The sequence below is a fragment of the Nonomuraea candida genome (assembly GCF_000725485.1).
Taxonomy (GTDB): domain Bacteria; phylum Actinomycetota; class Actinomycetes; order Streptosporangiales; family Streptosporangiaceae; genus Nonomuraea; species Nonomuraea candida.
In genome coordinates this window covers 18623-38417 of sequence record NZ_JOAG01000026.1, presented here as the reverse complement: position 1 = coordinate 38417, position 19795 = coordinate 18623, and the positions used below count along the sequence as shown (strand labels likewise).

17 protein-coding genes are annotated in these 19795 nt (G+C 71.9%); 8 read left to right on the top strand and 9 right to left on the bottom strand.

Translation table 11 applies throughout. The annotated features are described in order from the left end of the window. Positions 1-93: 93 nt before the first annotated feature. Positions 94-1197, bottom strand: a complete 1104-nt coding sequence (rpoD, locus tag IO39_RS24240; protein WP_241563834.1) for an RNA polymerase sigma factor RpoD — start codon at positions 1195-1197, stop codon at positions 94-96. Between the two features lie 757 nt (positions 1198-1954). Continuing rightward, a complete protein-coding gene (gene dnaG / locus IO39_RS24235) occupies positions 1955-3796 on the bottom strand; it encodes a DNA primase (protein ID WP_043627520.1) in 1842 nt (613 codons plus the stop codon). A 226-nt stretch (positions 3797-4022) separates the two neighbouring features. Here dnaG and IO39_RS24230 point away from each other — a divergent pair, with 226 nt between their 5' ends. Next, the gene (locus tag IO39_RS24230; protein ID WP_245642181.1) at positions 4023-4877 is read left to right on the top strand and encodes a M23 family metallopeptidase; all 855 of its coding nucleotides are present in this window, start codon (positions 4023-4025) and stop codon (positions 4875-4877) included. 171 nt (positions 4878-5048) lie between these two features. Here the strand turns inward: IO39_RS24230 and IO39_RS24225 are convergent, their stop codons facing one another. Then, positions 5049-6275 carry a deoxyguanosinetriphosphate triphosphohydrolase gene (locus tag IO39_RS24225; RefSeq protein ID WP_043627517.1) on the bottom strand — a complete coding sequence of 409 codons (1227 nt, stop codon included), beginning with the start codon at positions 6273-6275 and terminating at the stop codon, positions 5049-5051. Between the two features lie 80 nt (positions 6276-6355). Here IO39_RS24225 and IO39_RS50905 point away from each other — a divergent pair, with 80 nt between their 5' ends. Then, a complete protein-coding gene (locus tag IO39_RS50905; RefSeq protein WP_084773409.1) occupies positions 6356-7903 on the top strand; it encodes a M48 family metallopeptidase in 1548 nt (515 codons plus the stop codon). 77 nt (positions 7904-7980) lie between these two features. On the opposite strand, the gene IO39_RS24215 is transcribed toward IO39_RS50905, so the two are convergent. Beyond that, positions 7981-8715, bottom strand: coding sequence for a phosphotransferase (locus tag IO39_RS24215; RefSeq protein WP_043627722.1), 735 nt, complete (start codon positions 8713-8715; stop codon positions 7981-7983). A 218-nt stretch (positions 8716-8933) separates the two neighbouring features. Here IO39_RS24215 and IO39_RS24210 point away from each other — a divergent pair, with 218 nt between their 5' ends. The 3 genes from IO39_RS24210 (at position 8934) to IO39_RS24200 (ending at position 10848) form a co-directional block, all read left to right on the top strand. Next, positions 8934-9425, top strand: coding sequence for a DUF6194 family protein (locus tag IO39_RS24210; protein WP_043627720.1), 492 nt, complete (start codon positions 8934-8936; stop codon positions 9423-9425). Positions 9426-9569: 144 nt separating this feature from the next. Next, a complete protein-coding gene (locus IO39_RS24205) occupies positions 9570-10223 on the top strand; it encodes a protein-L-isoaspartate O-methyltransferase family protein (protein WP_169789108.1) in 654 nt (217 codons plus the stop codon). 82 nt (positions 10224-10305) lie between these two features. Then, positions 10306-10848, top strand: a complete 543-nt coding sequence (locus IO39_RS24200) for a GNAT family N-acetyltransferase (protein WP_052423305.1) — start codon at positions 10306-10308, stop codon at positions 10846-10848. A 51-nt stretch (positions 10849-10899) separates the two neighbouring features. Here IO39_RS24200 and IO39_RS24195 read toward each other — a convergent pair whose 3' ends face one another. Beyond that, positions 10900-11373: a MarR family winged helix-turn-helix transcriptional regulator gene (locus IO39_RS24195; protein WP_043627510.1), complete on the bottom strand. Its 474-nt coding sequence runs from the start codon at positions 11371-11373 to the stop codon at positions 10900-10902. Positions 11374-11430: 57 nt separating this feature from the next. On the opposite strand from IO39_RS24195, the gene IO39_RS24190 reads away from it, so the two are divergent. After that, positions 11431-12207 (top strand): alpha/beta fold hydrolase, encoded by a 777-nt coding sequence (locus IO39_RS24190; protein ID WP_084773405.1) that lies wholly within the window; start codon positions 11431-11433, stop codon positions 12205-12207. Positions 12208-12223: 16 nt separating this feature from the next. Here the strand turns inward: IO39_RS24190 and IO39_RS24185 are convergent, their stop codons facing one another. Further along, a complete protein-coding gene (locus IO39_RS24185; RefSeq protein ID WP_157548824.1) occupies positions 12224-14290 on the bottom strand; it encodes an SUKH-4 family immunity protein in 2067 nt (688 codons plus the stop codon). Between the two features lie 48 nt (positions 14291-14338). Here IO39_RS24185 and IO39_RS24180 point away from each other — a divergent pair, with 48 nt between their 5' ends. Further along, positions 14339-14722 carry a VOC family protein gene (locus IO39_RS24180; RefSeq protein WP_043627715.1) on the top strand — a complete coding sequence of 128 codons (384 nt, stop codon included), beginning with the start codon at positions 14339-14341 and terminating at the stop codon, positions 14720-14722. 94 nt (positions 14723-14816) lie between these two features. Here IO39_RS24180 and ppdK read toward each other — a convergent pair whose 3' ends face one another. Further along, on the bottom strand, positions 14817-17453 hold the full coding sequence (gene ppdK, locus IO39_RS24175) for a pyruvate, phosphate dikinase (protein WP_043627713.1): 2637 nt from the start codon (positions 17451-17453) through the stop codon (positions 14817-14819). Positions 17454-17683: 230 nt separating this feature from the next. Between ppdK and IO39_RS24170 the strand changes: the two genes are divergently transcribed. Next, positions 17684-17953, top strand: a complete 270-nt coding sequence (locus tag IO39_RS24170; protein WP_043627502.1) for a hypothetical protein — start codon at positions 17684-17686, stop codon at positions 17951-17953. A 7-nt stretch (positions 17954-17960) separates the two neighbouring features. On the opposite strand, the gene IO39_RS24165 is transcribed toward IO39_RS24170, so the two are convergent. After that, positions 17961-19133 (bottom strand): HAMP domain-containing sensor histidine kinase, encoded by a 1173-nt coding sequence (locus IO39_RS24165; protein ID WP_043627499.1) that lies wholly within the window; start codon positions 19131-19133, stop codon positions 17961-17963. Then, on the bottom strand, positions 19130-19795 hold the full coding sequence (locus IO39_RS24160) for a response regulator transcription factor (protein ID WP_043627711.1): 666 nt from the start codon (positions 19793-19795) through the stop codon (positions 19130-19132). The genes IO39_RS24165 and IO39_RS24160 overlap by 4 nt, the downstream gene beginning before the upstream one ends.

Sequence of the window (19795 nt, the reverse complement as noted above, 5' to 3'; positions counted from 1 at the left end):
GCCGCGCGACTGGAGGAGGCGGGGGTTTCTGGCGATGCGCCGGAAAGGGGGCGGCCCGGGCGCTCAGGCCCGGGACGCCCCCTTTCGCAGCGGTCAGTCCAGGTAGTCGCGCAACATCTGCGCCCGCGTCGGGTGACGGAGCTTGGCCAGCGTCTTCGACTCGATCTGGCGAATGCGCTCCCGGGTGACGCCGAACTCCCTGCCCACCTCCTCCAGCGTCCGCGGATGCCCGTCGGCCAGGCCGAAGCGGAGCTGGATGATGCGCTGCTCGCGGTCGGACAGCGTGGCCAGGATGTCGTCGAGCTGGTCCTGCAGCATGATGAAGGCCGCGGCCTCCATGGGCACGACGGCGTCGGCGTCCTCGATGAAGTCTCCGAGGTCGGAGTCCTCCTCGCCGATCGGCGACTGCAGCGACACGGGCTCCTGGGCGATGCGCTGGATCTCCACCACGCGATCGACAGGGAGGTCCATCTCCTTGGCGATCTCCTCGGGAATCGGCTCGCGGCCGAGGTCCTGGTGGAGCTGGCGCTGCACTCTGACGAGCTTGTTGATGGTCTCCACCATGTGCACGGGGATGCGGATCGTCCGCGCCTGGTCGGCGATGGCCCGAGTGATCGCCTGCCTGATCCACCAGGTGGCGTAGGTGGAGAACTTGTAGCCCTTTGTGTAGTCGAACTTCTCGACCGCCCGGATGAGCCCGAGGTTGCCCTCCTGGATGAGGTCCAGGAACAACATGCCGCGGCCCACGTACCGCTTGGCGATGGACACCACGAGCCTGAGGTTGGCCTCGATCAGCCGCTGTTTGGCCCGGGTGCCCTGCCAGACGAGCTCCCTGAACTCCGGGAAGGCCAGACGCGAGACCCCGTTGGCCAGCTTGTCCTCGGCGAACAGGCCGGCCTCGATCGACTTGGCGAGCTCCACCTCCTCCTCAGCGGTCAGCAGCGGCACGCGGCCGATCTCCCGAAGGTAGATACGGACCAGATCGCTGGTCGGCGCCCGCTTGCCTACGTCTTCCTCATCGGCGCGGGTGGACTCCTCGTCGCCCTGGGGCTCGAGGACCTCCACGCCGTTCTCGGCGAGCATCCGCACGACGCGTTCCAGCGCGTCGGACGGCAACTCGGATCGGTCAAGCGCGGCTGCGACGTCATCGACGGTTACGCTCCCGCGCTCCCTTCCCTTCGCGACGAGGTCCGCCACCTGATCTACGGATGGCGGACCACTTGGCAGCACCGATGCACCCACGGGAGACAGTCTGCAGTATTGGTTCCAGCAAATGGCAGACCCATTTTTGTCACCGAAGGTAAGACGATCGTCTTTGCCGAATTGAGATCACATTAAGGTTTGGGCGGAGTTTGATCAGGATAGTAAAGTCAATTACGCGCTCTTGATTCACGCGCCCGGCGACACCGACTGGTCGGACGCAACTGTTTGGCTGCCCGCATGCCGTTATCCTGCCACTTTGTCGCCCCTTGGACCGCGCCAGGTTTCCTGGTCAACCACCCTGGTTTGCCGCTTGGGATCGCCGCCGAACCGTTATCTCCGGGTGTGCGATCCCGTCAGCCGGACGGGGTCCCGGGGCCCGGCTCGGGGGCCGGAGATGATCGCCGAACACCGATGACACCTGCCGGGCGTCCGTTCCTCCCGGGTGGCGGGGCGTTCGATCGTGATGCGCGGTGGGGTGACCACTCATTTCGATCTTTATCGCGAACTTATGGGGCGGCCGGTGTCCGTGCGTTTCTTCCTGTTCGACGGAAGTCGTACGGGCGGGCGTATGCGGTTTAGACGGACGTGAATTCAGGAACGGTTCCCCGGGCGGCGGCGGGCCCGGGATTCGAGGGGCGCCGGGACCCGGGCGTCCTCGGGCCGGCGGGCGGGAGCGGGCGTCACCTCACCCGGTTTCGGCGGCCCCCGCAACCCGCATTCCGCTTCCCACGACGAGGCCGGGAGGGCGTCGTCAGCTTCCGGCGGCGCGGTCTCTGAGCACGCGGCGCTGCTGCTCCAGCGCCACCAACTCCCCGAACAGCTTGTTGTACTCCTGCTGCTCCTCCACCGGGTTGAGCCGCTGGATGCGCGACTTGACCTGGGCGATGGCCCGGTCGACGGCGATGGCCTCGATGGCCGCCAGCATCGCCCCGGCGTAGCGCTCCTCGGCGTGGGCGTCGGCCTGGATCGGCTCCACCGCGAAGCGGGTCACCAGCCCCCGCGCGCCCTCCTCGTGGGCGTGCTCCAGGAGCAGGTCCACCCACTCGCGCCCGCCGTGCCCGGCCGCCGCGAGCCCGCCGGCCGCGACGATGATCTTGTGCAGCATGACGTGGTCGGGGGCGGTGAACGCCTGCGCGTCGAGCGCGTCGAAGCGGGGGCCGAGCAGGGCCGGGCGCTGCACGGCCAGCTTGAGCAGCTCGCCCTCCACGCGCACGCCGGGGTCGAGCGGCGCCGCCTTGGGGGCGCGCCGGCTGCGGCCCTGCTGGGCGCCGGAGACCTCGGCGATGCGCTGCATGACGAAGCGCTCGTCCATGAAGCCCAGCCACCGGTCCAGGTCGATGGCGTAGCGCTTGCGCAGGCCGACGTCCTTGATGCCGGCCACGATCGGCGCGGCGGCGTCGAGCGCGGCGATCTTGCCTTCGTTGCTGCGCAGGTCGTAGCGGGAGATCGTGCTCCTGATCGCGAACTGGAACAGCGGCTCCCTGCTCGCGATCAGGTCGCGCACGGCGGCGTCGCCCTGCTTGATGCGCAGGTCGCACGGGTCGAGGCCGTCGCTCTGCACCGCGACGTAGGTCTGCGTGACGAACTTCTGCTCGTCGGCGAAGGCCCGCAGCGCCGCCTTCTGCCCGGCCGCGTCGCCGTCGAAGGTGAAGATGACCTCGCCCCGGAACTCGGCCTGGTCGAGCAGGAAACGGCGCAGGATCTTGATGTGCTCCTCGCCGAACGAGGTGCCGCACGTGGCGACCGCGGTGGGCACGCCGGCGAGGTGGCAGGCCATCACGTCGGTGTAACCCTCGACGATCACGGCCTGCGCGCGCTTGGAGATCTCGCGCTTGGCGAGGTCGATGCCATAAAGCACCTGGCTCTTCTTGTAAAGCGGCGAGTCAGGAGTATTCAGATATTTCGGGCCTTCGTCGGAATCGAGCAGCTTTCGCGCGCCGAAGCCGATCACGTCGCCCGTGGCGTCCCTGATCGGCCAGATGAGCCGCCCGCGGAAGCGGTCGATGGGCCCGCGCCGCCCCTCCTTCGCCAGGCCGCCCTTCACCAGCTCGTCGGCGGTGAACCCGCGCCCCATCAGGTGGCGGCTCAGCGCCTCCCACTCGGCCGGCGCGTAGCCGACCCCGAACGCCTCGGCGTCGGCCCGCTCGAAACCCCGCTCCGACAGGAACCGCCGCCCGGGGGCCGCGTCGGGGCTCATCAGCTTGTCGGCGTAGAACTCGGCCGCCGCCCGGTGCGCCTCGATCAGCCGGGCCCGCTCGCCGTGGTCGCGCCGGGGGACGTAGCCGCCCTGTTCGTACTGGAGCTGGATGCCGGCCCGCTGGGCGAGCCGCTCGACCGCCTCGGCGAACGACAGGTGCTCGATCTTCTCGACGAACGTGATCACGTCGCCGCCCTCGGAGCAGCCGAAGCAGAAGAACATGCCGCGCTCGGGGGTGACGTTGAACGACGGGCTCTTCTCGTCGTGGAACGGGCACAACCCCTTGAGGTTGCCGCCTCCGGCGTTGCGCAACTGGATGTGCTCGCCGATCACATCGGCGATGGGTGAACGCTCGCGTACGAGCGCGATGTCGACGTCACGGATCCGGCCAGCCACGCCGGGAAGTCTATTCCGCCCCACCGACGGTTCGGCGCCCCGCGTGTCCCCGGCGGCGGGAGCGGGGAGGAAGGCGAGGGTCACCTCGCGGCGGCGAAAGGGGGAAAGCGGCTATGCGGGGGCTCCGGGTCGGCTACAAAGGTAAAGGTTGTCGGTGGAAACGGTGACACGGGTGGAGATCATGCGATCGGGGCATTTCGGACGATGGGCGGCCGTCGTGGGCGCTGTGCTGTTGACCGGTGCCTGCACCCAGGCCAACGGGCTGGCGGGAGTCGGCGCCAAGCCGCCCTCCACCGCCCCGATCACGGGCACTCCCCCGGCGACGGCCACCAGCCCCGCCCCGACCCCGGTGCACCAGTCGGCCGGCCGGCCGCCCAAGGGCGACGACCCGGTGCAGGTGCCGCCGCCGAAGCTGTCGAAGTACACCTACGCCTTCCCGGTGAAGGGCTGCAAGAGCAGCTACCAGCGCAAGCTGCTCGTGCTGCCCAAGACGACGATCTGGGCCAAGCGGGGCTGCACGTTCGTGGCGCCCGTCGACGGCGTCGTGGACGAGGTGAACCTCCAGGACCGGTGGTCGCCGGCCACCGACGCCGGGGAGCACCGCGAGGGCAGGTTCGTCACGATCATCGGCGAGGACGGCGTGCGCTACCTCGGCGGCCACCTCGACTCGGTGGCCGACGGGATCAAGCCGGGCGTGCGCGTCAAGGCCGGCCAGGCGCTGGGCAAGGTGGGCAGGTCGGGCAACGCCCGCGACACCGGGTCCAACCTCTACTTCGCGATCTCGTGGAAGACCGGGCCCGCGTTCTGGTGGGTGCGCAGGGGCATGGTCAAGCCGTGGGACTACCTCGACGCCTGGCAGAAGGGCAACCGCACGCTCTCGCCCAGGGACGAGACGCTGAAGCTGCGCGGCGAGCTGGGCGAGACGCCGGGCTGCACGGTGCAGTGCTCCTCCAGGCAGCTCCAGTCCCAGCCGGAGCCGCAGCAGAGCCAGACCCCGCGGCCTCGGAAGACGACCAAGAAGAAGGACGACGACGACGTCATCATCCTCAACCCGACGACAGCTCCTTTGGGTCAACGGTGACGCCCGACCTGATCAGCTCCTGGATCTCGGCCACGACGTCCCAGACGTTGACGTTCATGCCGGCCACGACCCGGCCGCCGCGCAGCCAGTAGGCGATGAACGCACGCCGGTCTCGGCGAAGCGCCGCCCGCCGGGCGGGTCCGGCGACGCCCTTGTCGGCGGGAGGGGCGGTCAGCGGGAGAGGCGGCGGTGCCAGGCGACCGCCGAGGTGTCGGTGAGCGAGGCGATCTGGTCGATCACCACCCGCACGCGGGCGGCGTCGTCGCCCGCCTCCAGGAACGCGGGCCGGAAGGCGGGCTCCAGCGTGCCGGGCGCGCCCAGCATGATCATGGAGGCCAGCTCGGTGATGAGCTCGCGCTGCCTGGCCTGGGTGGCGTGGTGGTCCTCGGTGGTCATGACGTAGTGCGCCGTGACGCCCTTGAGCAGCGCGCACTCCAGCCTGGTGGCGTGCGGCACCACGAGGTCGGCGCGGTGGCGCGAGCCGTACGCCGCCTCCTCCTTGGTGGCGGCCTGCGCCGAGCGGCAGAAGCGGCCGATGAGCCCGCTGGTGAGCGCCTTGAGCCCGGCCAGGTCGGCGAGCGTGGCCTCGAAGCGGCGCGGCCAGAGCGGGTCGTCGATCAGCTTGGCGAAGACCTCCTCCAGCTCGTTCAGGTCGGCGCCGGGGGCGTACCAGGTGCGGGTGATCTCGCACACCTGGGCGCGCTCCACGGGCGACTGGAGCGCCTCGGGGGTGACGTGACCGAGGTTGAAGGCGTCCTCCAGGTCGTGGACGGAGTAGGCCACGTCGTCGGCCCAGTCCATGATCTGCGCCTCGAAGCTCACCCGGCCCTCGGGCGCGCCCTTCCTGATCCACTCGAACACCGGCAGGTCGTCGTCGTACACGCCGAACTTGGGTGATCTGTCGCACGTCCACGGATACTTGATGGCGGCGTCCAGGGCGGCGCGGGTCAGGTTGAGCCCGGCGCTGCGGCCGTCCTCGGTGAGCACCTTGGCCTCCAGGCGGGTGAGCAGGCGCAGGCTCTGCGCGTTGCCCTCGAAGCCGCCGCACGACTCCGACAGCGCGTTGAGCGCCACCTCGCCGTTGTGCCCGAACGGCGGATGCCCCAGGTCGTGCGCCAGGCAGGCGGTCTCCACCAGGTCGGGGTCCACGCCCAGCGTGGCGCCCATCTCCCGGCCCACCTGGGCGCATTCGAGCGAGTGGGTCAGCCGGGTGCGCGGGATGTGCTGCCCGCCGCCGAACGTCTCTCCCGGGCCCACCACCTGCGTCTTGGCGGCCAGCCTGCGCAGCGCGGCGCTGTGCAGCACCCGCGCTCTGTCGCGTTCGAACGCGGAGCGTTCCGGATTGCCGGGAAGTTCCGGAACCCAACGCTCCTGGTCATGCTCGTCGTAATACGGCATCAGTGAAGTGATTTTATCCAGTTTCCCGTCTCCGCTAGTGTCAAGCCTCGCGAGAACCCCTTCCCCGGGAGCCCTCCCCCATGACGACAGCGTTCCGAGCAGTGCTGGCCTTTACCCTGCTCGCCGGCTTCTACGTGCTGGTCGGCCTCATCCTGGTGGCCGCCATCTTCATCGACGTCATGCTCGTCGTCGACTTCCACGCCAACACCGTCAAGTTCGCGGTCGTGCTCACGCTGGCCGCGATCGCCCTCGTCCGGGCCCTGATCATGGTCAGCCGCCGGCGCGGCGGCGAGGAGCCCGGCGTGGCCGTCGGGCGCGAGCACGAGCCGGTCCTGTGGCAGACGGTCGAGGAGCTCGCCCAGCGGGTGCGCACCGCGCCGCCCGACGAGATCCGCCTGGTCGCGGAGGTGAACGCGGCCGTGTCGGAGGACACGCGGTGGCTGGGCCTGCGGGCCACCCGGCGGCGCATGTTCATCGGGCTGCCGCTGCTGCAGACGCTCACCGTGGACGAGATGCGCGCGGTGCTCGGGCACGAGCTCGGCCATTACAGCGGCGCGCACACGCGGCTGGGCGCGCCGGTCTACCGCGGCCGGGTCTCGCTCATCGCCACCGTCCAGGGCCTGCGCAACCATCCGTTCGTGCAGCGCCTGTTCACCTGGTACGCCAAGCTCTACCTGCGCGTCTCGCAGGCCGTCTCCCGCAAGCAGGAGCTGGAGGCCGACCAGTTCGCCGTGGCGATCGGCGGCCGGCAGGCCATGGCGGGCGCCCTGCGCAAGATCCACTCCACCGCGGCCGGCTGGGACCTGTACGTCGACAACTACCTGGTCCTGGCGGGCGCGGGCGGCTCCCGGCCGGCGACGGTGTTCGGCGGGTTCCACGAGCTGATGAGCGACCCCGAGCGCCAGGCCGAGCTGGCCAGGCTGGCCGAGCGGCCCGAGGAGGTCTCCCCGTACGACTCCCACCCGAGCCTGGCCGAGCGCCTGGCCGCCATCGAGCACCTGCCGGAGCCGCAGCACGTGCCCGACCCGCGCTCGGCCCTGACGCTGCTGATGGACGCCAACGTGGCGGTGCAGGCCGTGGAGCGGACGATGTGGTCGCCCGACGCGCTGCGCGAGCTGCGTCCGGTGCCGTGGGAGGAGCTGGTCGCGCACGGCATGTACGCCGCGCGCAACGCCGACGCCCTCCACGACCTGGCGACGGCCGGGCAGCAGGTGATGGGGGCCGCGCGGCCGTACCTGGACGCGGCGTTCGAGGCGATCGCGCGGGGGCGGCAGGCGGAGCTGGAGGCCAGGCTGCTGGAGCAGGGCTGGAACCCGTCCCCGACGCTGCTGGCGGGGGTGCTGGGGCAGGCGCTGGAGGCGGTGCTGATCCAGCTCGGCCAGGCCAGGTGGACGCTGTCGTGGTCGGGGCCCGCGCGGCTGCTGTTCGACGACGGCGAGGAGGTGGCGCTGTCGGAGTACGCGGCCCAGGTGGCGGCCGATCCGGCGGCCGTGGCGGGGCTGCGGCGGTGGCTCGGCGATCACGGCATGCGCCACGACTACGTGCCGCTGGACGCGCCCGGCCGGCCCGCCCTGACTGACCCGCCCGCGCCCGGCCCGGCCTTCGACCCCAGCCTTCGCCCAGCCTGACCTTCGGCCGGCCCGATCTTCGGCCCCGGCCTTCGACCGGCTCGGCCTTCAGCCGGCCCGGGCCGCGTGCGGGCCGGTCAGCGGAGGGCGCGGGCCAGGTCGGCGCGGTGTGCGGCGACCCAGTCGCGGGCGGCGCGGACCTGCTCGACGACGCCGTCCGCGCGCAGCCTGACCGCGTGCGGCATCCCGGCCGCCCCGTCCGCCTCGATGCCGCGCCGGCACCGGTCCTGCCACCACAGGACGCCGTCCACCACCTCGCCGCGGTCGGCCAGGCCGTAGGCGTCGCAGATCATCCGGAGCCGGCCCGCGGCCGCCCCGGGCTCGGCGCCGGGGCCCAGGGCGGCGTACTGCCAGCAGACGTGCGCCACGTCGTGGAGCCGCCGCCCCGGCGCGGCGAGGTCCCAGTCGATGAACGCCACCGGCCGCAGCCCCGCGCCGCCGTCCCGGTAGACGGTGTTCTTCGGGGAGAGGTCGTTGTGGCAGGCCACCTCCGACTTCCCGGCCAGCGGGGTGCCCGCGGTCAGGTCGTGGAATCGGCGCACCAGCTCGGCGACGCGCGCCAGGCTCTCGTCGGAGGTGACGCCGTCCGGCTGGGCCTCCTCCCACGCCACGTGGCCGTCCACGTACTCCAGGATCTCGCGCCCGCGCTCGTCGAGGCCGAGGAAGCGCGGCGCGCCCGGCCAGCCGTGCCGCTCGAACAGGCGCAGCAGCTCGTGCACGTACGCGGCCCGCGGCCCCGGGGCACGGCGGACGGTGTCGCCGACGCGGACCACGGCGGTCACGAAGCCGCCGGGCAGAGGTGTCTCGGACATGTGATCCAGCATGCCCGAGGCCGATCACGGGCGGCGTCCCCGCCGGCGCGCGGAGGCCGGGCGCGCCTGTGCGGCGCGCGGAGGCGCGCCCGCCGGCCCGGGGCGTCCTCCCCGGCTTGAGGGTTCCGACCCGCTTTCCTCGGCACTGTCGCCGCAAACCCTCAAATAGCACTTCAATGAGACGATTGAAGGCAGGAAACCTGTGAGAAGGAGTCGTGGTGAACGAGAAGGACATCATCGAGTTCGTGAGCGGCCTGCCGGAGACGTTCGTGCAGACGGCCGGGCCGGGTGACGGCTCTCCCGAGCTGGCGTGGGGGGACACGTTCATCTTCTACGCGCCCGAGGGCCGGGTGCCGACCGACGGCCGCCTGCCGTACGCGACGATCGTGACCAAGGACTACGAGGGGTTCGACACCGAGTCCGACCTCAACCGGCCCGGGGTGTTCCGGCTGAACGTGGCGGTCGGGCGGGCGGAGTTCGAGCGGCTCGTCGGCTACCCGCCGGCCGCGCACCGGGAGCACCGCGCCGAGCACGACTACACCGTGATCAACCGGATCATCCCCAACCCGAACTACGCCACCCAGGGGTGGATCGCCATCCTGAACCCGGCGGGCGACGAGGAGACCGTCGAGCGGGTCCGTGGCCTGCTGAGAGGGGCCCACGAGCGCGCGGCCAAGCGCCACCGGCCGCGCGGGCCCCGGCAAATGTGAGCGATCGGCTGCGGTTTTCCGCAACGGCCTTGCCAGGCCGCGATGCGTGGCCGTACGGTCACCCTTAGCATTCGCCCGGCCGAAGGAGGCGCTGTGAGCAGGCATGACGGCGGAACCCGGCGAAGCTCACCGACCCTTCCCCATGTGGCGTGGCGACTTGAGGCGATGATCGCGACCATCACCGAGCGCCGCGCGCCGGCCACGGGTGCCATCATGCAGGCGCTGCGGAAGGTGCCACGCCACTGGTTCGTGCCCTCCCTGGGGCTCGCGCTCGACGACGACGGCGGCGCGGTGCCGATCGACCGGGAGGTCGATCCGCCCGGCTGGTGGGACGCCGTCTACTCCGGCAAGCCGATCGCCACGCCGCTCGGCCCCGGCGGCACCGCCTACACCTGCGTCAACCCCGCCCCCAGCGCCGTCGTCGACCTGCTCGAACTCCTCGACCCGCATCCCGGCAACCGGGTGCTCGAAGTCGGCACGGGCAGCGGGTGGATCACCGCGCTGCTGTGCCGGCTGACCGGCGAGTCGGGGCGCGTGACGTCGATCGAAGAGGACCCGGTGGTGGCGGAGACGGCCCGCAGAAACCTGGCCGCCGCCGGGGTCCGCCCGCACCTGGTCGTCGGGGGCAGCTCGCTCGGCTGCCCCGAGCGGGCGCCGTACGACCGGGTGCTCGCGCCGTCCACGGTGCCCGACTACTGGGTCGATCAGACGGGGCCGGGGGCGGTGATCGTGGCGGGGGTCGACCGGGCGGTGCGGCTGGTGGTGACGGCGGGCCACATGGACGGGCACCTCAGGTGAAGGCCCCGGACCCTTTCCGGGAAAACGACCGGCCCTAAATAGGTTGGCGGCGGTTCGGCGCCGTCTGCCAGGATCGGGAGTCGTGCAGATCGAGTTCCCGAGATTCTCGCCCGACGAGGCGGACGCGCTGGTCGGTTTCCTGACCGGCGAGGAATGGCCCTACCACGCCGGTGTCCAGGAGGCGCGGGCCATCCGGCAGCGCGTCGCCGACGGCGTCTATGACGACGAGGAGAACAGGACGTTCTGGGTGCTGGCGGACGGCGAGCGGGCCGGCCTGATCCGGCTGCAGGACCTCGCCGACGACACCCCCATGTTCGACCTGCGCATCCGCGCCGCCCGTCGCGGCCAGGGCCTGGGCACGACGGCCGTCACCTGGCTGACCCACTACCTGTTCGACGAGTTCCCCGAAGTACGCAGGATCGAGGGTCACACCCGGCAGGACAACCGCGCGATGCGGGCGGTGTTCCGCAAGTCGGGATACGTGAAGGAGGCGCACTACCGCGAGGCCTGGCCCGCCCCGGACGGCACGGTGCACGACGCGGTCGCGTACGCCATCCTGCGCCGCGACTGGCAGTCCGGCACCGTGACCCTCCCCGAGTGGGACGACGAGCCCGCGCTGCCCTGAACGAGCGCTCCCCGGCCGGCGAGCGAGGGAAGGCCGGGGGGCGTGCCGGGGTCAGTCCATGTCGACGTCGTCGAGGAAGTGGAGGAGGCGCGAGAGGACGCGGAGGCAGGAGTCGATCTCGGCCTCGGTCAGGTCGCCGCCGGCCTGGCGCAGCAGCCGGCGCTCGCGCTCGACCACCGCGTCGATCGCCGCCCGCCCCTCCGGAGTGAGCCGGATGAGCGAGGACCTCTTGTGCGCCGGGTTCGCGGCGAGCTCCACCAGGCCGCGCTCGGCCGCGTCGTTGACCATGCGCTGCACGAACTGGCGGCTCAGCGCCTGGGCGCGGCCCATCTGCGGGACGGTCATCGGGCCCTGCTCGCGCAGCAGGTTGAGCACCGCCCGCACCCCGACCGACAGCCCTTCGCGGGGCACGTCCTGCTCCACCTTGCGCTGGGCGCGGCGGTAGAGCGGGCCCACCAGGTCGAACACCTCGGCCAGCCGGTCGGCCGGCGCCCCGGCGGCCGGGCCGGGATCTGTCTCTCTCACCTCTCCATCATGACACCTTGGTTGTCATTCTCGGGCCAATATGACACCTTGGTTGTCATGAAAGAGCTGTTCTGGATTGATCGCGGCACCGGCCGTCCTCTTGTCCTGCTGCACGGCGGCTTTCTCGACCACGGGATGTGGGAGGACCAGATCCGGCACTTCTCCTCCCGCTACCGCGTGATCGCCCCGGACGCCCGCGGGCACGGCCGCTCCGCCAACGCCACCGCGCCCTACCGCCTCGCCGACGACGTCGCCGCCCTGCTGCGTCACCTGGACACGGGCCCCGCCGTCCTGGCCGGGGTGTCCATGGGGGCGGGCACCGCGGTCGACACCGCGCTGGAGCATCCTGAGCTCGTCAGCGCCCTGGTGGTCACCGGCGCCGGGTCGAGCGCGCCGCGTTTCGAGGACCCGTGGCTCATCGAGGTCATGGGGGCCTGGCACGCGGCGATGGCCGCCGGCGACCTGGACGCGTCGGTGGAGACGTACGCCAGGCTCCTCCCGGGGCCGCACCGCACGCTCGACGATCTCGACCCCCTGGTCGTGAGCCGGCTGATGCGGATGGCCAGGAGCACCATGTCCAAGCACTCCCTCGGAGAGCCCGACCATCTCGTGCCGGCGCCCGACCCCGGGGAGCGGATCGCCTCGATCGGCGTGCCGGTGCTGGCCGTGCACGGGGCCGAGTCCTCGCCCGACCACCTCCGCTCGCCCGAACGGCTCGTCCGGGCCGTCGCCGACGGGCGGTCGGTCTCGATCGCGGGCGCTGCCGGCTATCCCAACGTGGAGCGGCCGGAGGTCTACAACCGGGTGCTGGAGGAGTTCCTCGACGGCCTCTGATCACCCGATCCCGCAGTCACATGAGCGTGTAGTCGAGCAGGGTCGGCGGCCACAGGGCCTCCTCGTCCGCCATGGCCGCGGGGTCGTAGGTGTGCAGTTCGAGCGAGAGGTCCTCGGCGCACCAGCCCGCCGCCTCGTACGGCGCGCCGTGCCCGCACCACAGCTCCCGGTCCCGCTGGATCACGTAGGCGAAGTAGGCGTACGACTCGACGCTCCGATGGGCGACCCGGGCGGAGTCCAGCCCTTCGTGCACCTCGTGGACCAGGCCGGTGGCGCCGTCCAGGAAGAGGTACCAGGTGTGCAGGTCGTCGAGCGCGAACACCGCGCCGAGGTCGCAGGGCAGGGTCGCGCGCAGCTCCTCCACGGCGTCCCCCTCCGGGTCCTCCGACTCGCCGACGGACACGGCGAAGTTCCGGACGTCCCTCGGCCCGCCGTGCACGCCCTTCGCCGGCAGGCCGACCTCGGTCAGGAAGCGGCGGGTCGGCTCGTGGGTGATGGCGGGGTGCAGGTCGCCGGGGGCCGGCCTGATGACGCCGTTCTCGCCGTACACGCTCTCCAGCAGCTCGCGCGTGACGGCGACCCGGGGCCGGCGGAGCGGGAGCGGCTCGACGGCCTCCAGGTCTGCGCCGCTCAGCCGCTCGTGCGCGGGCAGGTGCCTGTCCACGTACGAGGGCGGGGGCAGCTCCGCCGCGACCGGCCAGCCGCGTACGACGGCCACCAGCTCGCGGTGCGCGCCGGGAGGCGGGGCCACGGCCGCGGCCAGGGCGGGCAGGCCCACGTCGTACGCGGGCAGGCCGGGCTCGGCGAGGGGCAGCAGGGCGGCGGCCTCCGCCACGCCCCGGGCGGCCGCGTCCGGGTCGTCCCGGTCGCGGCCACAGTGCAGCAGCCGCCACGTGTACGGGCCGATCGGGGCGAACACGAGGGACAGCGTGCCGACGGCGGCGCGGGCCTGCGGGGACACGCCGTCCAGCCACGCCCGGGCCACGCGCTCGGCGATGGGCAGAGCCGGCCCCGGGTCGGCGCCCCTGGCACGGGCGGCGATGGCGGCGAGCCCCGGGGAGGGGTAGAGCTGGTCCGCCTCGAAGGCCGGATGCCCGGCCGGGTGTGGCCCGCCGGCGCCGGGGGTGGTCCTGGTCAGCTCGGCCGCGTACCAGCGGGTGAACGCGCTCCGGTCGGTGCAGCGCGGATCGTCCAGATCCAGCACGAAGACCGGCTCCCCCGGCTCCGCCGGGATGGCGGGGTCCGGGCACTCCACGAGCAGGCGCACCCGCCTGTCGGCGGCCAGGGGCCGGATCAGCGCGGCGAGCACGCCCTCCGGGTCGGCGGCCCGGTGCGGGTCCGCGATCGTGATGAGCGCGGGCCGGCCGCTCTCCCCCGAGCCGGGGCCGTTCAGGTCGAAGCCGGCCGGCTCGCGTGCGGCCTCCTCGACGCTCAGGCCGCGCAGGCAGACGGCGGCCTCCCTCTGCCTTTCGTACCCCGCCCATCCCCGCACGCCGGAGTGGCTGAACCAGGCCAGCAGGTGAGTCTTACCCGAGCCGGGTGAGCCGGTGACGACGCAGAGGCGCGGCCCGTGGGGATCTTCGTACCAGCGCAGCAGAGCCTCGGCGGCGGGCGCGCGACCGGCCGTGACCTCGCGCCGGATGCCGTGATCGGGCCGCCGCTCCACCCAGGCGGGCAGGTCGTCACCGAGATAGTCGGGCACCACGGGCAGCTCACCGCGCGCCCGCAGCCCCGAGACGGCCGCCCGGGCGAGCCGCTCGGCCGCCGCGTGCTGCTGCGCCGCCCGCGCCGCCGCCTCCGCCCACTCCTCGCGCACCTCGTGCACGCAGGAGCGGTCCTTGTGCCTGAGCAGGCGCATGGGGTCGCCGCCGTGCCGGTCGGCCAGCTCCCGCAGCCGCGCGAAGAACTCCCCCTGGGTCGTACGCAGCCCGCGCACCCGGTCCCGCAGCACCCGCGCCTCGGTACGGTCGCCCAGCTCGGCCAGCACCCCGTCGAAGCGGCCCGGCCGGACGTCCGGCCAGGGCAGGCCGACCGCGCGGAAGGCGACGTCGAGGTCTCGGGGCACGTCGTGCGGCACATCCATGATCTCGGGATGGTACCGGGCCTCCCATGGTGGGGCATGATCGGAGGCATGGTGTCCATAGTGCAGAACGTGGCGATCGACTGCGCGAACGCCTACGAGCTCGCCCGCTTCTGGAGCGAGGCGACCGGCGGCCCGCTGCATCCGGAGGACCGGCCCGGGGACGAGGAGACGCAGGTCCTGCTGCCCGAGGGGCCGGTGCTGCACTTCAACCAGGTGCCGGAGCCCAAGACGGCCAAGAACCGGCTCCACCTCTGCCTGCGCCCGCGGAGCTCCAGGGAGGAGGAGGTGGAGCGCCTGCTGGCCCTGGGCGCCACCCTCGTCGCCGACCGCCGCCGGGCCGACGGCACGGGCTGGGCCGTGCTCGCCGACCCCGAGGGCAACGAGTTCTGCGTCCTGCGCAGCGAGTCCGAACGAGCCGCCACGACTCCCTGAACGGCCGGCCGGTACCCGGGATCGGGGTGGGCGTCCTGGGACAGGACGCCCACCGGGCCGAAGGCGGGGCCCCTTCGCCGGGGCGGCCGAAAGGTCAGCGGGTGTCGGAGTCGGTTTCGGCGAGGGCGGCTCTGCCTGCTTCCAGCCGCGCCACCGGGATCCGGAACGGCGAGCAGGACACGTAGTCCAGGCCCACCTCGTGGCAGAAGTGCACCGAGTCCGGGTCGCCGCCGTGCTCGCCGCAGATGCCCAGGTGCAGGTCGGGCCGGGCGGCCCTGCCCTCCCTCACGGCGATCTCCATCAGGCGGCCCACGCCCTCCCTGTCCACGGTCTCGAAGGGGGAGACGCCGAAGATGCCGAGGTCGAGGTAGCGGGAGAAGAAGGCGGACTCGACGTCGTCGCGGGAGAAGCCCCAGGCCATCTGGGTGAGGTCGTTGGTGCCGAAGGAGAAGAACTCGGCGGCCTCGGCGATCTGGCCGGCGGTGAGGGCCGCCCTGGGGGTCTCGATCATGGTGCCGATGAGGGCTTCCGCGCCGGCGTCCGCGAGGATCTTGACGGCCTCCTCGCGTACGGACTCCAGCTCCTGCACGGCCGCCACCAGCGGGATCATGATCTCCGGGCGGGCGCCCGGCACCTCGGCGGCGGCCTGGGCGATGGCCCTGACCTGCATGGCGAACAGGCCGGGGATGACCAGGCCGAGGCGGACGCCGCGCAGGCCGAGCATGGGGTTCTGCTCGTGCAGGCGCTTGACCGCCGCCAGGAGCCTGCGGTCCTTGTCGGTGGCCTCCTCCGTGGCGACCTTGACCGACAGCTCCACGATGTCGGGCAGGAACTCGTGCAGGGGCGGGTCGATGAGGCGGATGGTGACGGGCGCGCCGTCCATGGCCCGGAAGATGCCGATGAAGTCGGTCTTCTGCAGGGGCTCCAGGGCGTCCAGGGCGGCCTGGCGCTCCTCGTCCGTGGCGGCCAGGACGAGGTCCTCGACGAGCCGGCGGCGCTCGCCCAGGAACATGTGCTCCGTACGGCACAGCCCGATGCCCTCGGCGCCGAAGCGGCGGGCGCGGGCCGCGTCCTCGGGGGTGTCGGCGTTGGCGCGCACGCCGAGCCGGCGGGCCGCGTCGGCGTGGCGCATGAGCCGGTCCACGGCCTTGACCAGGTCGTCCGCCGGCTCCTGGGCGCCTTCGAAGTACTCGACCACGGCCGAGTCCACGACCGGGACCTCGCCGAGGAAGACCTCGCCGGTGGTGCCGTCGATGGAGATGACGTCGCCTTCGCGGACCTCCACGCCGCCGGGGGCGACGAAGCGGCGCTCGGCCGTCAGGACCTCCAGCTCCTCGGCCCCGCACACGCACGTCTTGCCCATGCCGCGGGCGACCACGGCGGCGTGGGAGGTCTTGCCGCCGCGGCTGGTCAGGATGCCCCTGGCGGCGATCATGCCGGCCAGGTCGTCGGGGTTGGTCTCGCGGCGGACGAGGATGACGTCCTCGCCCTGCTCCGCCAGCTCGACGGCGCGCCCGGAGGAGAAGACGGCCTTGCCGACGGCGGCGCCCGGGGAGGCGTTCATGCCCTTGGCGATCTTCTTCTTCTCGGCGCCGCCGTCGAAGCGGGGGAACATGAGCTGGGCGAGCTGGTCGCCGGTGACGCGGGTGACGGCCTCGTCCATGGTGATCAGGCCCTGGTCGACGAGCTGGGTGGCGATGCAGAACGCGGCCGCCGCCGTGCGCTTGCCGACGCGCGTCTGCAACATCCACAACTTGCCGCGCTCGATCGTGAACTCGATGTCGCACAGGTCCCGGTAGTGGTTCTCCAGGGTCTCCATGATGCCGACGAGCTGGTCGTACGAGGGCTTGTCGAGGTGTTCGAGGTCCTGCAGGGGGATGGTGTTGCGGATGCCGGCCACCACGTCCTCGCCCTGGGCGTTCTGCAGGTAGTCGCCGTAGATGCCCTGCTGCCCGGAGCCGGGGTCGCGGGTGAAGGCGACGCCGGTGCCGGAGTCGTCGCCGTAGTTGCCGAAGACCATGGCCATGATGTTGACCGCGGTGCCGAGGTCGGCGGGGATGCGTTCCTGGCGGCGGTAGAGGATGGCGCGCGGGGCGTTCCAGGAGTCGAAGACGGCCATGACGGCCAGGCGCATCTGCTCGCGCGGGTCGGCGGGGAAGTCCTTGCCGGTCTGCTCGCGCACGATCCCCTTGTACGTCTCCACGAGCTGCTGCAGCTCGCCGGCGTCGAGGTCGGTGTCCTGGCGGCGGCCCTTGAGGTCGTCGAGCGCCCGCTCGAACAGGTCGCCGTCGATGCCGAGCACGGTCTTGCCGAACATCTGGATCAGCCGGCGATAGGAGTCCCAGGCGAAGCGTTCGTTGCCGCCCGACTGCTTGGCCAGGCCGTGGACGGACTCGTCGTTGAGCCCGATGTTGAGCACCGTCTCCATCATGCCCGGCATGGAGAACTTCGCCCCCGAGCGCACGCTCACCAGCAGCGGGTCGTCGGCCTGGCCGAGCTTCCTGCCCATCCGCGACTCCAGCGCCCGCAGGTGCTCGTCGACCTCCCGCTCCAGCCCTTCCGGTACGGAGCCTTCCGCCAGGTAGTGGCGGCACGCGTCGGTGGTGATCGTGAATCCATGGGGCACGGGCAGCCCGAGGTTGGTCATTTCGGCGAGGTTCGCGCCTTTACCGCCGAGAAGATCCTTGAGATTCCTGTTGCCCTCGGTGAAGTCGTAAACGTACTTGGCCACCACAGCTCCAATCCTGCGCTTCTGTCCCGGACTCTACCGGTGAAATTGATGATGAAACTGCACTCCTCCGTTAAGTCAGTGTTTGCGCTGCTAAACGCAGCATCACAGGTCTAATCCAATTATACGACCAGACAACCGAAAATTGGATTAGACCAATTGGTTTACACCAATTCTTGAGAAAGCCGGGCAGCGGGTGCAGAATCAGATCACACCCCCATCAGGAGGCCCCCATGGCCACTCCTACCAAGCCCAAGCGCCGCCCTCGTTTCGTGGCCGGTTCCGCCAAGGCGGCCGTGGACTCCGCGATCTACCTCGACGAACGGCTGCCGTTCGCGCGCTGGCTGCGGCCCCACACGCTGGGGTTCATCGCGCTACCGGCCACGGGCCCTGCACGCCCACTCGTCCGGGTCAACCCGGCGCGGGAGCACGGCGCGTACCGGCCGCAGGGGCATCCGCCCTCGGCGCGGCCTCCCGGCCGTCAGGCCGGCCGGGAGCCCTGAGCGCCCGTCAGGCCAGGGGGTTGCCGTGCGGTGGCGTGCCGGGCGCGCCGTCGCGCGGGGGCAGCCAGAGCACGAACGTCGCGCCCTCGCCCAGCCGCGAGAACACCTCCACGCGCCCGCCGTGCGACTCCACGATCTGCCGCACGATCGCCAGGCCCAGGCCCGTGTGGCGGTCCCTGCGGCTGGCCTCGCCGCGCCAGAAGCGGTCGAACACCCGCGCCTGGTCGGCCTCGCGCAGCCCGGGGCCGTCGTCGCGGACCGCCGCCCACAACCAGCCGTCCGCCCGGCCCGCCCCGACCCGGATCGTGCCGCCGGACGGCGACAGCCGCACGGCGTTGGACAGCAGGTTGGACACGGCGCGGCGCAGCGCGTCGGCGTCGCCGGTCGTCTCCAGCCCGGCGCCCAGCCGCCGGCCGATCGTGATGTCGCGGGCGGCGGCGGGCGCGGTGTACTCCTCGCACGCCTCCCCCACCACCCTGGCCAGGTCGAGGTCGGCGTCGGCGAACGCGGCGCCCTGCCGGCGCGCGGTGGCCAGCAGGTCCTCCACGAGCCGGGTCATGCGGGTCGTGGCGCGGTCGATGATGGCCACGGCCCTGGCCCGCTCCTCCTCGCTGGCGCCGGGATCGGCCAGCACGGCGTCCACGTTGGCCCTGATGATGGTCAGCGGGCTGCGCAGCTCGTGCGAGGCGTCATCGATGAGCTGGCGCTGCGCGCTGAACGCCTCCTCCAGGCGGTCGAGCATCGTGTCGATGGTGTCGGCCAGGTCCTTCAGCTCGTCGCGCGGGCCGTGCAGCTTGATGCGCCGGTTCAGGTCGGTGGCCTGGATCTCCTCGGCCGTGTGGGTGATCGACCGGACCGGGCGCAGCACCCGGCCGGCCAGCACCCAGCCGATGCCCAGACTGGCGACGTACAGTCCGGCCAGGGTGAGGAGCGAGTAGTTGCGCAGGGTGGCCATCGTCTCGACGTTGACCGCGTTCTCGACCTCCTCCATGAAGACCACCTCGCGCTTGCCGAGATACTGGTTGGTCCTGCTGTAGGTCTTGGCGATCTCGGTGGTGACCGGGCGCTGGTCGGTGGTGTTGGACACGGTGAAGTAGATGCCGCCGAGCACGAGCGCGGCCAGCACGAACAGCAGCCCCGAGTACAGGACCGTGATCCGGAAGCGGATGGTGTGGATCACGTGGGCTCCTTCAGCCGGTAGCCCCGGCTGATCACGGTCTCGATCAGGCCGTCCTCCTGCAGCTTGCGGCGCAGGTTGCCGACCGTGACCCGGACGGTGCTGGTGAACGGGTCGGCGTGCTCGTCCCAGACGTGTTCGAGCAGCTCCTCGGTGGACACGACGTGCCCGGGCCGGGTCATCAGGTAGTGCAGCACGCCGTACTCCTTGGGGGTGAGCGCCAGGGACCTGCCGTCGAGCGAGACCTCCAGGCGGGCCGTGTCGATGCGCAGGCCGCCCACCTCCAGCACGGAGGTGCCGCCGCCGGTGTCCCGGCGCAGCAGCGCCCGCACCCGGGCCAGCAGCTCGGGGAAGGCGAACGGCTTGACCAGATAGTCGTCGGCCCCCTCGTCGAGGCCGCGGACCCGGTCGTCGAGCCGGTCGCGGGCGGTCACCATGATGATCCGCACCCCCTTGCCGGCCGCGCGCACGCCCCGGCAGAGCTGGAACCCGTCGCCGCCGGGCAGGTTCAGGTCGAGCAGGACCAGGTCGTACGTGTTGACCTGCAGTTTCTCGTGCGCGGAGGGCGCGTCGTAGGCGACGTCCACCGCGTACCCCGCGCGGACGAGGCCGACGCGCAGCGCGTCGACCAGGTCCTCCTCGTCCTCCACCACTAGCAGTCGCAT

Coding starts and splice junctions, on each gene's coding strand:
- IO39_RS24170 (WP_043627502.1), top strand. CDS start 17,684: ATGGCCACTCCTACCAAGCCCAAGCGCCGCCCTCGTTTCGTGGCCGGT.
- IO39_RS24180 (WP_043627715.1), top strand. CDS start 14,339: ATGGTGTCCATAGTGCAGAACGTGGCGATCGACTGCGCGAACGCCTAC.
- IO39_RS24215 (WP_043627722.1), bottom strand. CDS start 8,715: ATGTCCGAGACACCTCTGCCCGGCGGCTTCGTGACCGCCGTGGTCCGC.
- IO39_RS24225 (WP_043627517.1), bottom strand. CDS start 6,275: ATGCCGTATTACGACGAGCATGACCAGGAGCGTTGGGTTCCGGAACTT.
- IO39_RS50905 (WP_084773409.1), top strand. CDS start 6,356: ATGACGACAGCGTTCCGAGCAGTGCTGGCCTTTACCCTGCTCGCCGGC.
- IO39_RS24190 (WP_084773405.1), top strand. CDS start 11,431: ATGAAAGAGCTGTTCTGGATTGATCGCGGCACCGGCCGTCCTCTTGTC.
- IO39_RS24185 (WP_157548824.1), bottom strand. CDS start 14,290: ATGGATGTGCCGCACGACGTGCCCCGAGACCTCGACGTCGCCTTCCGC.
- IO39_RS24160 (WP_043627711.1), bottom strand. CDS start 19,795: ATGCGACTGCTAGTGGTGGAGGACGAGGAGGACCTGGTCGACGCGCTG.